This window comes from Planomonospora algeriensis, from assembly GCF_977012225.1.
The window spans coordinates 1-12,576 of record NZ_CDRNDK010000166.1 but is presented as its reverse complement, the minus strand read 5'-3'; the positions used below and the strand labels follow the sequence as shown (position 1 = coordinate 12,576).

Here is a 12,576-nt window from a genome sequence, read left to right as displayed (position 1 = left end):
GACCGCCCGGCCGCCGCCGACCTGGCGCGGGGCCGCCCGGTGACCGCCTCGGGTGTGGAGGCGGGCGGTCTCGGCCCGGAGAAGGCCGTCGACGGCGACCCGAAGACCCGCTGGGCCTCGGCCCTGAAGACCGACCCGCAGTGGATCAGGGTCGACCTCGGCTCGCCGCGCGACATCACCCGGGTGGTGCTCCGCTGGGAGCGGGCGTACGGCTCCCGCTACCGGATCGAGGGCTCCGCCGACGGTGTCTCGTGGACGAGGATCCGCGAGGTCGCCGATGGGAACGGGGACGTGGACGACCTGAAGGGCCTGTCCGCCACCGCTCGGTACATCCGTGTATACGGTATGAAACGGGGCACCAAATGGGGATATTCGCTCAAGGACCTGGCGGTGTACGGGGGGTGAGAGGGGTGGCGGGGTCCACCGCTTCTCCGGATCCGGGTACCGTTCGGTCTATGGCAGCGCCGACGACAACCTCCGACGCCCCCTTTGGCCGCATGCTGACCGCCATGGTCACGCCGTTCACCGACGACGGCGCGGTCGACTACGAGGGGGCGCAGCGACTGGCCACCTACCTGGTGGACGAGCAGCGCAACGACGGGCTCGTGGTGAGTGGCACGACGGGCGAGTCCCCGACCACCACCGACGAGGAGAAGGAGCGCCTGCTGCGCGCCGTACTGGAGGCGGTCGGGGACCGCGCCGCCGTGGTGGCCGGGGCGGGCACCAACGACACCCGCCACAGCGTCGGGCTGGCCCGCGCCGCCGAGCGCGCGGGGGCCCACGGCCTGCTCGTGGTGACGCCGTACTACAGCAAGCCGCCGCAGGAGGGGCTCTACCGGCACTTCACGGCGGTGGCGGACGCCACCGGCCTGCCGGTGATGCTCTACGACATCCCCGGCCGCAGCGGCGTGCCGATCCAGATCGAGACCCTGGTCAGGCTGGCCCAGCACGAGCGCATCGTCGCGGTGAAGGACGCCAAGGCGGACCTGTTCACCGGTTCGCAGGTCATGGCCTTCACCGATCTGGTCTTCTACTCGGGTGACGACACGCTGAACCTGCCGTGGCTCTCCGTCGGGGCCGCCGGGTGCGTGAGCGTGGTGGGACACGTCGTGGGCGCCGAGATCGCCGAGATGATGCGGCTGCACCGCGCCGGTGACGCGGCGGGCGCGCTGGAGATCCACCGCAGGCTGCTCCCGGTGGTCTCGGGGATCATGATGCAGGCCGGTGGAGCGATCATGGCCAAGGCGGCGCTGGTGCTGGTGGGGCGCCCGCGGGTCCCGTGCGCCCGCCCCTGGTGGAGGCCACCGGGCAGCAGGTGGCGAACCTGCGCGCGGAACTGGTCGCGGGCGGCGTGAAGCTGTCCGACTGAGATGTGGTGTGAGAAGGAACGTCGCGATCGGAAGCGGTCGCAGCTTGGAGGAAAACCGGTTTGAAGCAGAGAAGACACCAAGGTCCGCAGGGGTCCGGAGCGTTCGGCGAGGGAGCGGTCCCGACGGCCCGCGGGCTGCACGACGCATGTGAGAGAGGTGTGGCCGGATGAGTCACCCCCATCCCGAACTCGGGCCGCCGCCGCCGCTGCCCGATGGCGCGCTGCGCATCGTGGCGCTGGGCGGTCTCGGTGAGATCGGCCGCAACATGGCGGTGTTCGAGTTCGAAGGGCGCCTGCTGGTCGTCGACTGCGGGGTGCTCTTCCCCGAGGCCGAGCAGCCGGGCATCGACCTGATCCTGCCCGACTTCGACTACATCCGGGACCGCCTGGACGACATCGAGGCGGTCATCCTCACGCACGGCCACGAGGACCACATCGGCGCCGTGCCGTACCTCCTGCGCGAGCGCCGGAACATCCCGGTGGTCGGTTCGAAGCTGACGCTGGCGCTGCTCGAGGCCAAGCTGACCGAGCACCGGATCCAGCCGGTCAAGGTCGAGGTGGCCGAGGAGCAGCGGCGCGCGTTCGGGCCGTTCGACTGCGAGTTCTTCGCGGTCAACCACTCGATCCCGGACGCGCTGGCGGTGGCGGTCCGCACGCCCGCGGGCATCGTCCTGCACACCGGCGACTTCCGGATGGACCAGCTGCCCAGCGACGGGCGCCTGACCGACCTGGGCGGCTTCGCCCGGCTCGGCCGCGAGGGCGTCGACCTGCTGATGTCGGACTCCACCAACGCCGAGGTGCCGGGCTTCGTCACCAGCGAGCGGGAGATCGGCCCGGTCATCGACGAGGTGGTCCGCACCTCGTCCAAGCGGGTGATCGTGGCGAGCTTCGCCTCCCACATCCACCGCGTGCAGCAGGTCATCGACGCCGCCGAGCGGCACGGCCGCAAGGTCGCCCTCATCGGCCGCTCCATGGTGCGCAACATGGGCGTGGCGCGCGACCTGGGCTACCTGCGGATCCCGCCGGGGCTGGTCGTCGACTCCAAGGAGATCGAGGGCTGGCCACCGGAGGAGGTGGTGCTGATCTGCACCGGTTCCCAGGGCGAGCCGATGGCGGCGCTGTCGCGCATGGCCAACCGCGACCACCCGATCCGGGTCGCCGAGGGCGACACCGTGCTGTTGGCCTCGTCGCTGGTGCCCGGCAACGAGACCGCGGTCACCAGGGTGATCAACGGGCTGACCCGCTGGGGCGCCCGGGTGGTGCACAAGGGCAACGCCAAGGTGCACGTCTCCGGCCACGCCGCCGCGGGCGAGCTGCTGTACGTGCTCAACCTGACCCGGCCGTCCAACTTCATGCCGGTGCACGGCGAGTGGCGGCACCTGCGGGCGCACGCCAAGCTCGCCGCGCTGACCGGGGTGCCCGACGACCACATCGTGATCGCCGAGGACGGCGTGGTGGTGGACCTGGTCGACGGGCGCGCGCGGATCGTCGGCGCGGTCCAGGCCGGCTACGTCTACGTGGACGGCACCTCGGTGGGCGACGTCACCGAGTTCGCTCTCAAGGACCGGCGGATCCTGGGCGAGGAGGGCTTCATCTCGGTCGTCATCGTGGTCGACTCCAACACCGGCAAGGTGACCGCGGGCCCGGAGATCCACGCCCGCGGCTCCGGCATCGACCCCGACCGGTTCGACGAGGTCCTGCCGCAGGTGGAGAAGGCACTGCAGGAGAACGCCGCCGACGGGGTGGTCGACATCCAGCAGATCCGCCGCGTGGTCCGCAGGACCGTGGGGAGCTGGGTGAGCAACACCTACCGCCGCCGCCCGATGATCATTCCGGTGATCGTCGAGGTCTGACCGGCCCGCAGCGGCCCCGCCGTCCCCGGCGGCGCCCTTCCTGACGACGCCGCCTCCCGGTCGATGTACCGGGAGGCGGCGTCGTTGTATGCTCAAGGTGTTCCATATAGCGAATTTTAATTTCATGTAACAGAACAAGGAGGGTCGATGGAGGTACGGCACGCCACGGCGCCCGACCAGATCCCGGGCTCCACCACCGACTGGCTGCGCTCCCGGTTCCTGGTGGAGGACCTGTTCGCTCCCGGGGAGGTCCGCCTGGTCTACTCGCACGAGGACCGGATCGTGGTGGGCGGAGCACTGGGGCGGGCGGCCCTGCCGAACCCGGAGCCGCTGCGCGCCGGGCACTTCCTGGAACGCCGGGAACTGGGCGCGGTCAACGTCGGGGACGGGCCGGGCACGGTGACCGTGGACGGCACGCCGTACGAGCTGGGGCCGAAGGAGTGCCTCTACGTCGGCCGGGGGAGCCGCGAGGTGGCCTTCGACGGGGCCTTCTACCTCGTCTCCACCGCGGCGCACGCCGACCACCCGACGGCGCTGAGCACCCTGGCCGACGCCGAGCCCGTACGGCTGGGCGGACCGGAGGGCTCCAACGACCGCACCATCTACAAGCACGTCCACGCCAAGGGGGTGCAGAGCTGCCAGCTGGTGCTCGGCGTGACCGTGCTGGAGCCCGGCAGCATGTGGAACACCATGCCCTGCCACACCCACGAGCGCAGGACCGAGGTCTACTTCTACTTCGGCCTCCCGGCCGGCCAGCGGGTGATCCACCTGATGGGCCGCCCCGACGAGACCCGCAACCTGGTGGTCGCCGACCGGCAGGCGGTCGTCTCGCCGCCCTGGTCGGTGCACTGCGGCTTCGGCACGCACGCCTACTCCTTCGTCTGGGCCATGGGTGGGGAGAACCAGGCCTACGACGACGTGGAGCCGGTCGCGATCGGCGAGCTGCGCTGATGGCGGCGCAGGAGGGGATGTTCTCGCTGGCGGGCCGGACCGCGCTCGTCACCGGGGCCCGGACCGGCATCGGCCGGGCGGTGGCGCTGGCCCTGGCGGACGCCGGGGCCGACCTGGTGCTGCACGGCCGCGACGACGACCTCGACGAGGTCGAGGCCGAGGTGCGAAAGACGGGCAGGCAGGCCTCCCGGTGGATCCTCGACCTGTCGGACCCCGCGCGGATCCCCGAGGCGGCGGCGCGGCTGGGCCCGGTCGACGTGCTCGTCAACAACGCCGGGATCATCCGCCGGGCGCCCGCGGCCGATCACCCCTACGCGGCCTTCCGCGAGGTGCTCGACGTCAACCTCGACGCCGTCTTCCTGCTCAGCCAGGCGATCGGGGCGGGCATGCTGGCCCGGGGCTCGGGGAAGATCATCATGATCGCCTCCATGCTCTCCTTCCAGGGCGGCGTCAACGTGCCCGGCTACACCGCGGCCAAGCACGGGGTCGCCGGGCTCACCCGGGCGCTGGCGTGCGAGTGGGCGCCGAAGGGGGTGCAGGTCAACGCGATCGCGCCGGGCTACATCGCGACCGCCAACACCGAGCGGCTCCGGGCGGACCCGGTGCGCGAGGCCGAGATCTCCGGGCGCATCCCCGCGGGCCGCTGGGGCGAGCCGGAGGACCTCGCCGGAGCGGCCGTCTTCCTGGCCTCCCGGGCCTCCGACTACGTCAACGGGCACGTGCTGGCGGTCGACGGGGGCTGGTTGGCGCGCTGACCAGTAGGATCACCACGTGGCCAGGGAAGGCAGTTCCATCGACAAGGCGCTGACGGTGCTGGAGGCGATCGCCGAGCACCACCGCGTCACCGACATCGCCGCGGAGACGGGGGTGTCGAAGTCGACCGTCCACCGCATCCTCCAGTCGCTGGTCGAGTGGGGGTTCGCCCGGACGGACGGGAACGGCGGTTACGAGCCCGGCCCCCGCATCCTCACCCTGGCCGGCCGGGTCATGAACCGGTTCGACCCGGCCCGCCAGGCCTCCGGCGCGCTGAGCGCGCTGCACGAGCGGATCGGTTACACCACGCACTTCGCCGTCCGCAGCGGCGACGAGGCGGTCTACGTCTCCAAGCTGGAGGGCCGCCGGCCGTACCAGATGCCCTCGCGCGTCGGGATGAGCCTGCGCCTGCACTGCACCGCCATCGGCAAGGCCGTCCTGGCCTGGCTTCCCGCGGACGAGGTCCGCGCGATCTGCGCCCGGACCGGCCTGCCCCGGATGACCCCCGGCACGCTGACCGAGGTGGACGACCTGCTGGCCCACCTCGCCGTGGTGCGCTCCCAGGGGTACGCGCTGGACGACGAGGAGAACCACCCGGAGATCCTCTGCGTGGGCGCCCCGGTCTTCGACCACACCGGCCAGGTGCTGGGCGGCATCTCCATCTCCGCGCTCGCGATGGACATGGACCGCGAGGGCCTCGAGAGGCTGGCCCCTGAGGTCGTCGCCGCCGCGCGGGAGGTCTCGCTCGCGCTCGGCGCCCCGCTCTCCGCCGTCCGCGGCTGATCCCGGGCCGGCGCGATCGGTGGCGAGACGGGCGCAGAGGGCGCGAGGACGCCCCGAGGGCCTCATGCGGCCCGGCGGAACCGCCTGAACACGTCGCCCGCGGTCACCGCGAGCACGCCGAGCGCGGTGACGGTGTAGAAGGCCGGGGCCACCGTCACGTCGGTGAGGAAGGCCGAGCCGAAGAACTCGTGCCGGTACAGGATCCACGCCAGCGGGAGCGCGAAGACCGCGCCGGCGACGGCGTACGCGGTGGCCAGCCGCAGGCTCCAGCCTCCTGCGGCGATCCGCGCCAGCTCGAGCAGCGCCATTCCCGCCAGGCCGGCCACGACCGGCCACATCCAGCCCGACCACAGGAGCACCTCCACGCGCTCACCGCCGTCCGTGCCGTACGGCCTCGCGGTGTGCTGCCAGACGATCAGTGCCACCAGCAGCGCGTTCCAAGCCGCGGAGGCGCAGGCCCCCAGTGTCCCCCCGCCTGACGGCCCGCCGGACGGCGGCAGGTCGTCGGGCGTCCACGGGGCGGCGAGCGCGGCGCTCCGGCGCGAGCGCTCGACCAGCGCGAAGACCACGGTCGGCCAGGTGACGAGCTGGGCGCCGACGGCGAACAGTGTGCCGACGCCCGCCCCGATCGCCGAACCGGCGTCGTTGTGATCGAGGACGTCCAGCACCACGGCGACGGCGACGGTCAGCGGCAGCACCGTGGAGAGCAGGATCGTCATCAGCCGCATGTACGCCGGGTAGAGCTCGGGCCCGATCAGCGTGAGCGGCCGGTCGGCGTAGCGGGCGGCGAGCCTGATCGGATCACCCATCTCGGTGAGCACGTCGCGCTCGGCCTGCGGGGTGTCGCGTGCCTCTACCGTGTCGGCGATCGTGGCGCGCAGCTCGTCGGCCACTTCGCCGCGCTGGTCGCCCGGGATCCGCCGGACGACCTCCTGCACGTAACGTTCGGTGAGCGTGCTCAACGATTCTCCTCGATAAGTCGTCGGACCGTGGTGACGAGGTCCTCCCATTCGCGCGCCAGCAGCGCGCCCACGCGGGAACCCTCTGCGTTGACCCGGTAGAACTTCCGCGGCCGGGACTCCTCGGTGTTCCACTCGCTGGTGAGCAGTCCCTGCTTCTCCAGCCGGCGCAGCAGCGGATAGAGGGTGTTGCCGTCGACGGCGATCCCGGCGCCGTTCAGCGTCTCCAGCAGGGCGTAGCCGTACTGCGGCTGCTCGAGCAGCGTCAGGCAGGCCAGCACGACCGTGCCGCGGCGCAGCTCCTGCGCCTGACTCTGGACCAGGTCTTCAGAGGCCATGACGACACCATAGTGTGTGGCACACAATGCTGTCGACGGCTCACCTCGGGTGCCACCTATAGGCAAGCGCTTTCCGTATCGGCCGAAATGGCATATTGTTTCATGTAGCGGGACTAAGTCTTATGTCATGCAACGTGGAGGCCGACATGCCCAACATCACCGTCGAACTGCTCTCCGGACGGACCCTCGACCAGCGCCGCGAGTTCGCGGCGGCGGTGACCGAGGCCGCGGTGGACGTCCTCAAGGCCCGCCGCGAGGCGGTGCGCATCCTCTTCACGGAGATCGAGAAGTCCGACGTGGCCAACGGCGGCGTCCTGGAGTCCGACAAGTAGCCGCGGGGGAGCGGACGCGCGAGGAGGGGGCCGGACGGATGTCCGGCCCCCTCCTCCGTGTGGTCGGGCGTCTCCCGCGGGCTCAGGAGGCTGCGGGCTCAGGAGGCTGCCGAAGGCGCCTCCCGCCGCGCGCTCAGGCGCCCGCGGCGGCCCGCTCGGGTTCCGGGTCGGTGTCGAGCGAATCGACGAGCGCGTCCCGCTCCGGGGTGCCCTCCGGCTTCAGCAGCCCGATCGCCACGTAGAGGACCAGCGAGGTCACCAGCGGGACGCCGACCACCATCGCGGTGTCCTTGGACTCGAGGATCCACTTGACGTAGGCCCAGACGCCCAGCCCGGCGGCCCATGAGACGATCGCGGCGGTCGGCCCGCTCCGCTTGAACCAGGGCAGCATGCCCAGCATCAGCGGGATCGAGATCGGGCCCATGGTGGCCGCGACCAGGTCGACGACGATCTTCAGGACGACGCCCTGGCCCTCGGTGGAGATCGCGATCACCATGCTGATCAGCACGAAGACGAACGTGGTCACCCGGGCGAAGGTGAGCTCGGCGTGCGCGGACAGCTCGCGCACCCGCCGGACGATCACCGGGGCGATGTCCCGGGTGATGACCGAGGAGATCACGTTGGCGTCGGAGGCGACCATGGCCATGGTGTGCGAGAAGAAGCCCGCCAGCACCAGCCCGATCAGACCCTGCGGCAGCAGGGTCTGCGCCAGCTTGACGTAGGCCTCCTCGGCGTTGGCCAGGCCCGGCACGATCAGCGGGGCGGCGAACATCGGGACGAACAGGATCAGCGGCCAGACCAGCCAGAGCACGCTGGACAGCAGCGCCGAGCGCTTGGCCGCCGAGCCCGAGGGCGAGGCCATGTAGCGCTGGGCGAGGTTCCACATGCCGCCGTTGTACTCGAAGGTCTTGATGAACAGCATGGCCAGGAAGAACGTCGTGGTGTACGGCCCGGCGAACGGGTCGCCGTGGCCCTCGGGGAGCTTGTCCCACATGGTCCAGAGCGTCGCGACGCCGTCCAGGTGGGACATGATCGCGACGAACATGGCGATGCCCGCGACGCCCTGGATGACGAACTGCCCGAAGTCGGTCAGCACGTCCGCCCAGAGACGCCGGCGGTGATGTAGACCAGCGTGACGGCCCCGGTGATCAGGATGCCCCAGAGGATGGGGATGCCGGCGAAGCCCTTGAGCAGCACCGCGATCGCCACCCACTTGGCGGCGATGTCCACCACCTTCAGCAGCGCGCCGCTGTAGGCGAGCACCTGCTGGGTGGGAAGGTTGTAGCGGCGGGCGAGGTACTCCAGCGGGGAGGCCACCCCGTGCTTGGAGCGCAGCCGGTTCCACCGGGCCGCCCAGACGAAGGCGCCGATGCCGACGCCGAGGCCGATGGTCAGCGCCCACCAGACGTACATGGCCAGGCCGTAGTTGTAGGCGACCGCCGCGAAGGCCACGAACATGATCGCGCTGTAGCCCGACATGTGGTGGGAGATGCCGGACAGCCACCAGGGGATCCGGCCTCCCGCGGTGAAGAAGTCGATCACATTCCTGATCCGGCTCTTGGACCACACGCCGATGGCGACCATCACAAGGAAGTACGCGCCCAGCACGGACCAGTCGAGTGCGGACATGGTCTCTCCTCCCAACGTCCTGTTTGGTGAGGAGGTTCTACTACATGGAACGTCATGTCAATACATAGGACGGAATGCGCTTTCCTTTGAGGGTCATTCCGTTATGCGGTCGCTACAGCGGGTGGGAGGAGTTCGCGCTGCGAGGCCGACGCGGCGCTTCTGACCATGGGGAAGCAGCCGTGGCGCGGGGAACGGGCGCCCGTCTCGTCCGGTTGCGGCGAGTCTCCGCGCGATCCGCCCGCGCGATCGTTAACCTCCCTAGCATGGCCACCCGTACGTCCAAAGGCGCCTCAGGCAAAACTCCGGCCAAGGGAGCCTCCAGCCGGTCGAGGCCCACCCCTGCCCGTACGGCCTCCGCCAGACGGCCCGCCGCCCGCCCGAAGGCCGCCGCGGCGCGCCGCCCGGCCCCCTCCCAGTCCGACCCGCTCGGCTGGCTCCTCACCATGATCGCCAAGCTGCTCGTGGGGATCTGGATGCTGCTCGCGGGCGCCGTCGGCGGCGCGGCGCGCGCCCTGGGGCAGAACGCGCGGGAACTTGACCCGGTGCACCGCCGCGACGGCCTCGGGCTCACGGTGTTCGCCGGGGCGATCGTGTTGGCCGCCATGACGTGGCGGACCCCCACGGGCGCGGTCACCGAGGTGGTCGACGCCGTCATGCGCGGCGTCTTCGGCTCGCTGACCTGGGTGATCCCCGTCATGCTGGCACTCCTGGCCTGGCGGATCCTGCGCCACCCGGACCAGAGCCCCGACACCGGGCGGATGATGATCGGGTGGTCCGCCCTCATCACCGGGGTGCTCGGCATCGTGCACGTCGCGCATGGCACGCCGTACCCCTCGGGCGGGCCCGCCGACGGCATGGACAAGGTGTCGGCCGCCGGTGGCATGATCGGGTTCGTCATCTCGGCGCCCCCCGCGAGCATCCTGCCCGCGTTCATCACGATTCCGCTGCTGCTGATCCTGTCCGGCTTCGGCGTCCTGGTGATCACCGCGACCCCGGTGCACCGCGTCCCCGAGCGGCTGGGCGAGATCAGGCACATGCTCTTCAACCGGGAGGCCGCCCAGGCCGCCCGCGCGGCCAGGCGCCCCGGACGACGGCGAAGCGGCCCGCCGGGAGGCGGCAGGGGCGCAAGACGGACGGCGGGGAGCCGGGCTCCGCCGAACTGCGCGATGGTGTCAAGCCGTACGACACGCCGGTGATCGCCGAGACGCCGGACAGGCTCGCCGGGCACTCCCCGGAGATCGTGCCCGGGCTGGTGGACGACGACGAGGGAACGGCGGACCCCGGCACCCCGGTGACCGCGCTGCTGGAGCCGCCCGCCCCGACCCCGGCGCCGCGCAAGGTGGAGCAGCTGGTGCTCTCCCCGCAGGCCGGGCCGTACACCCTGCCCGACGCGCAGCTCCTGCGCCCGGGCACCGCGCCCAAGCCGCAGACCAAGGCCAACACCGTCGTGGTCGACGCGCTGACCAGCGTGCTGGACCAGTTCGGGATCGACGCCCAGGTGATCGGCTTCACCCGGGGCCCGACGGTGACCCGCTATGAGATCGAGCTCGGCCCGGCGGTCAAGGTCGAGAAGGTCACCGCGCTCACCAAGAACATCGCCTACGCGGTCAAGTCGGCCGACGTCCGGATCCTGTCGCCGATCCCCGGCAAGTCCGCGATCGGCGTCGAGATCCCGAACACCGACAAGGACCTCGTCTCGCTCGGCGACATCCTGCGCTCCCAGGTGGCCCAGGCCGACCACCACCCGATGATCGTCGGCCTCGGCAAGGACGTCGAGGGCCGCACCATCGTGGCCAACCTGGCCAAGATGCCGCACCTGCTCATCGCGGGCGCCACCGGCGCGGGCAAGTCGGTCTGCGTCAACGGCCTGATCTCCTCGATCCTGATGCGCGCCACCCCCGACGAGGTCCGGATGGTCCTGGTCGACCCCAAGCGGGTGGAGCTGAGCGTCTACGAGGGCATCCCGCACCTCATCACGCCGATCATCACCAACCCCAAGAAGGCCGCCGAGGCCCTGGAGTGGGTGGTGGGCGAGATGGACCGCCGCTACGACGACCTGGCCGCCAGCGGGTTCCGACACGTGGACGACTTCAACAAGGCGGTGCGCGCGGGCAAGCTCGTGCCGCCGCCCGGCAGCGAGCGGGTCTACCAGCCCTACCCCTACCTGCTGGTGATCGTCGACGAGCTCGCCGACCTGATGATGGTCGCCCCTCGCGACGTCGAGGACTCCATCGTGCGCATCACCCAGCTCGCCCGCGCGGCCGGCATCCACCTGGTCATCGCCACCCAGCGCCCCTCGGTCGACGTCGTCACCGGTCTGATCAAGGCCAACGTGCCCTCCCGGCTGGCCTTCGCCACCTCCTCCCTCGCCGACAGCCGGGTCATCCTCGACCAGCCCGGTGCGGAGAAGCTGGTCGGCCAGGGCGACGCGCTCTTCCTGCCGATGGGCGCGAGCAAGCCCATGCGGCTGCAGAACGCCTTCGTCTCCGAGAAGGAGATCGCCGAGGTCGTCACGCACTGCAAGACCCAGATGCAGGCCGAGTACCGCCCCGACGTGCTGGCCGCCGCCACCGTGAAGAAGGAGATCGACGAGGACATCGGCGACGACCTCGACCTGCTGGTGCAGGCGGCCGAGCTGATCGTGACCACCCAGTTCGGCTCGACCTCCATGCTCCAGCGCAAGCTGCGGGTGGGCTTCGCCAAGGCGGGCCGCCTGATGGACCTGCTGGAGAGCCGGAACGTCGTCGGTCCGAGCGAGGGGTCGAAGGCGCGGGAGGTCATGGTCAAGCCGGACGAGCTGCCCGGGCTCCTGGCCGACCTGCGGGGCCGGTGAGTCCGTGGGGCCGGTGAGTCTGCAGGGCTGGTGATCTGCGGGCCGGGGGCCGGCGGCGCCGCGCCGGTCCCGCCGTCCGGCTGACGTGCCCCCCGCGGGCGGCGCCCCGGTGACCGGGGCGGCTCGCGTGGGCATGGAGCGGACAAGGACCCCCCTGTGTGACACTCTTCTCATCACTGCTTGAATGGGACTCGCTACTCAACGTCAAGAGCGGGGGAGCGTGTACCAGTGAACGAGGGGAACGAGGGAGCCGCAGGGCGGAGCACGACTGCGGACACCGGCGCGGAGGCGTGCTCCGGAGCGGGGAACGGGGTGTCGCCATGAGCATCGGGGAGACGCTCGCCCAGGCCCGCCAGTCCGCCGGCCTCACCGTCGAGCAGCTGAGCGCGCGCGCCTGCATCCGCGCGACGCTGATCCACGCCATCGAGCGTGACGACTTCTCGCTGTGCGGAGGCGACTTCTACGCGCGCGGCCACGTCCGCAACCTCGCCAGGATCCTGGGACTGGATGCCGAGGCCCTGGTCCACGAGTTCGACGAGCTGCACGGCGGCGTGCCGCTGCCGGTGCGCGCGGCCAGCGTGTTCCAGGCGGACCGGCCCATCAAGATCCGCGAGCGTCGCTCGCCCAACTGGACGCTGGCCATGGCCGTCGCGCTGGCCGTCGTGGTCGTGTTCGGCGTGGTGCGGACGATGGGCGGGGCCGGGGACACCCCGACGGACCCCCGGCCGGTGGCGGCGCCCTCGCTGCCCACCCTCCCGCCGCCCCCCGGTGCCTCC

General features: G+C 71.2%; 13 protein-coding genes and 1 pseudogene. 10 read left to right on the top strand and 4 right to left on the bottom strand.

What is annotated here, in order from left to right:
- From ACWJ6R_RS18335 to ACWJ6R_RS18310, 6 genes and pseudogenes are all read left to right on the top strand, one after another.
- On the top strand, positions 1–405 hold a 405-nt coding region (locus ACWJ6R_RS18335; RefSeq protein ID WP_449063387.1), incomplete at its 5' end, for a discoidin domain-containing protein.
- 50 nt (positions 406–455) lie between these two features.
- A pseudogene (dapA, locus tag ACWJ6R_RS18330) lies at positions 456–1,369 on the top strand (4-hydroxy-tetrahydrodipicolinate synthase).
- A 167-nt stretch (positions 1,370–1,536) separates the two neighbouring features.
- Positions 1,537–3,222, top strand: coding sequence for a ribonuclease J (locus tag ACWJ6R_RS18325; protein ID WP_449063386.1), 1,686 nt, complete (start codon positions 1,537–1,539; stop codon positions 3,220–3,222).
- Positions 3,223–3,369: 147 nt separating this feature from the next.
- Positions 3,370–4,173 carry a 5-dehydro-4-deoxy-D-glucuronate isomerase gene (gene kduI, locus ACWJ6R_RS18320; protein ID WP_449063385.1) on the top strand — a complete coding sequence of 268 codons (804 nt, stop codon included), beginning with the start codon at positions 3,370–3,372 and terminating at the stop codon, positions 4,171–4,173.
- The gene (locus ACWJ6R_RS18315; protein ID WP_449063384.1) at positions 4,173–4,928 is read left to right on the top strand and encodes an SDR family oxidoreductase; all 756 of its coding nucleotides are present in this window, start codon (positions 4,173–4,175) and stop codon (positions 4,926–4,928) included. The genes kduI and ACWJ6R_RS18315 overlap by 1 nt, the downstream gene beginning before the upstream one ends.
- Before the next feature lie 16 nt (positions 4,929–4,944).
- Positions 4,945–5,709 carry an IclR family transcriptional regulator gene (locus ACWJ6R_RS18310; protein ID WP_449063383.1) on the top strand — a complete coding sequence of 255 codons (765 nt, stop codon included), beginning with the start codon at positions 4,945–4,947 and terminating at the stop codon, positions 5,707–5,709.
- A 62-nt stretch (positions 5,710–5,771) separates the two neighbouring features.
- On the opposite strand, the gene ACWJ6R_RS18305 is transcribed toward ACWJ6R_RS18310, so the two are convergent.
- Both ACWJ6R_RS18305 and ACWJ6R_RS18300 read right to left on the bottom strand, forming a co-directional pair.
- Complete coding sequence (locus tag ACWJ6R_RS18305; RefSeq protein ID WP_449063382.1) at positions 5,772–6,671, bottom strand: HAAS signaling domain-containing protein; 900 nt, start codon at positions 6,669–6,671, stop codon at positions 5,772–5,774.
- The gene (locus tag ACWJ6R_RS18300) at positions 6,668–7,006 is read right to left on the bottom strand and encodes a PadR family transcriptional regulator (protein ID WP_449063381.1); all 339 of its coding nucleotides are present in this window, start codon (positions 7,004–7,006) and stop codon (positions 6,668–6,670) included. Before ACWJ6R_RS18300 ends, ACWJ6R_RS18305 begins: the two co-directional genes overlap by 4 nt.
- A gap of 146 nt (positions 7,007–7,152) precedes the next feature.
- On the opposite strand from ACWJ6R_RS18300, the gene ACWJ6R_RS18295 reads away from it, so the two are divergent.
- Complete coding sequence (locus ACWJ6R_RS18295) at positions 7,153–7,338, top strand: tautomerase family protein (RefSeq protein ID WP_068897108.1); 186 nt, start codon at positions 7,153–7,155, stop codon at positions 7,336–7,338.
- Between the two features lie 133 nt (positions 7,339–7,471).
- Here the strand turns inward: ACWJ6R_RS18295 and ACWJ6R_RS18290 are convergent, their stop codons facing one another.
- Both ACWJ6R_RS18290 and ACWJ6R_RS18285 read right to left on the bottom strand, forming a co-directional pair.
- Positions 7,472–8,434 carry a sodium:solute symporter family transporter gene (locus ACWJ6R_RS18290; RefSeq protein ID WP_449063380.1) on the bottom strand — a complete coding sequence of 321 codons (963 nt, stop codon included), beginning with the start codon at positions 8,432–8,434 and terminating at the stop codon, positions 7,472–7,474.
- Positions 8,428–8,967: a sodium:solute symporter family transporter gene (locus tag ACWJ6R_RS18285; protein ID WP_449063379.1), complete on the bottom strand. Its 540-nt coding sequence runs from the start codon at positions 8,965–8,967 to the stop codon at positions 8,428–8,430. Before ACWJ6R_RS18285 ends, ACWJ6R_RS18290 begins: the two co-directional genes overlap by 7 nt.
- Positions 8,968–9,230: 263 nt before the next feature.
- Here ACWJ6R_RS18285 and ACWJ6R_RS18280 point away from each other — a divergent pair, with 263 nt between their 5' ends.
- The 3 genes from ACWJ6R_RS18280 to ACWJ6R_RS18270 form a co-directional block, all read left to right on the top strand.
- Positions 9,231–10,163 carry a DNA translocase FtsK 4TM domain-containing protein gene (locus tag ACWJ6R_RS18280; RefSeq protein WP_449063378.1) on the top strand — a complete coding sequence of 311 codons (933 nt, stop codon included), beginning with the start codon at positions 9,231–9,233 and terminating at the stop codon, positions 10,161–10,163.
- Positions 10,160–11,800, top strand: coding sequence for a DNA translocase FtsK (locus ACWJ6R_RS18275; RefSeq protein ID WP_449063377.1), 1,641 nt, complete (start codon positions 10,160–10,162; stop codon positions 11,798–11,800). Before ACWJ6R_RS18280 ends, ACWJ6R_RS18275 begins: the two co-directional genes overlap by 4 nt.
- Positions 11,801–12,120: 320 nt before the next feature.
- On the top strand, positions 12,121–12,576 hold a 456-nt coding region (locus ACWJ6R_RS18270; protein WP_449063376.1), incomplete at its 3' end, for a helix-turn-helix domain-containing protein.

Coding starts and splice junctions, on each gene's coding strand:
- ACWJ6R_RS18300 (WP_449063381.1), bottom strand. CDS start 7,006: ATGGCCTCTGAAGACCTGGTCCAGAGTCAGGCGCAGGAGCTGCGCCGC.
- ACWJ6R_RS18285 (WP_449063379.1), bottom strand. CDS start 8,967: ATGTCCGCACTCGACTGGTCCGTGCTGGGCGCGTACTTCCTTGTGATG.
- ACWJ6R_RS18315 (WP_449063384.1), top strand. CDS start 4,173: ATGGCGGCGCAGGAGGGGATGTTCTCGCTGGCGGGCCGGACCGCGCTC.
- ACWJ6R_RS18295 (WP_068897108.1), top strand. CDS start 7,153: ATGCCCAACATCACCGTCGAACTGCTCTCCGGACGGACCCTCGACCAG.
- ACWJ6R_RS18280 (WP_449063378.1), top strand. CDS start 9,231: ATGGCCACCCGTACGTCCAAAGGCGCCTCAGGCAAAACTCCGGCCAAG.
- kduI (WP_449063385.1), top strand. CDS start 3,370: ATGGAGGTACGGCACGCCACGGCGCCCGACCAGATCCCGGGCTCCACC.
- ACWJ6R_RS18325 (WP_449063386.1), top strand. CDS start 1,537: ATGAGTCACCCCCATCCCGAACTCGGGCCGCCGCCGCCGCTGCCCGAT.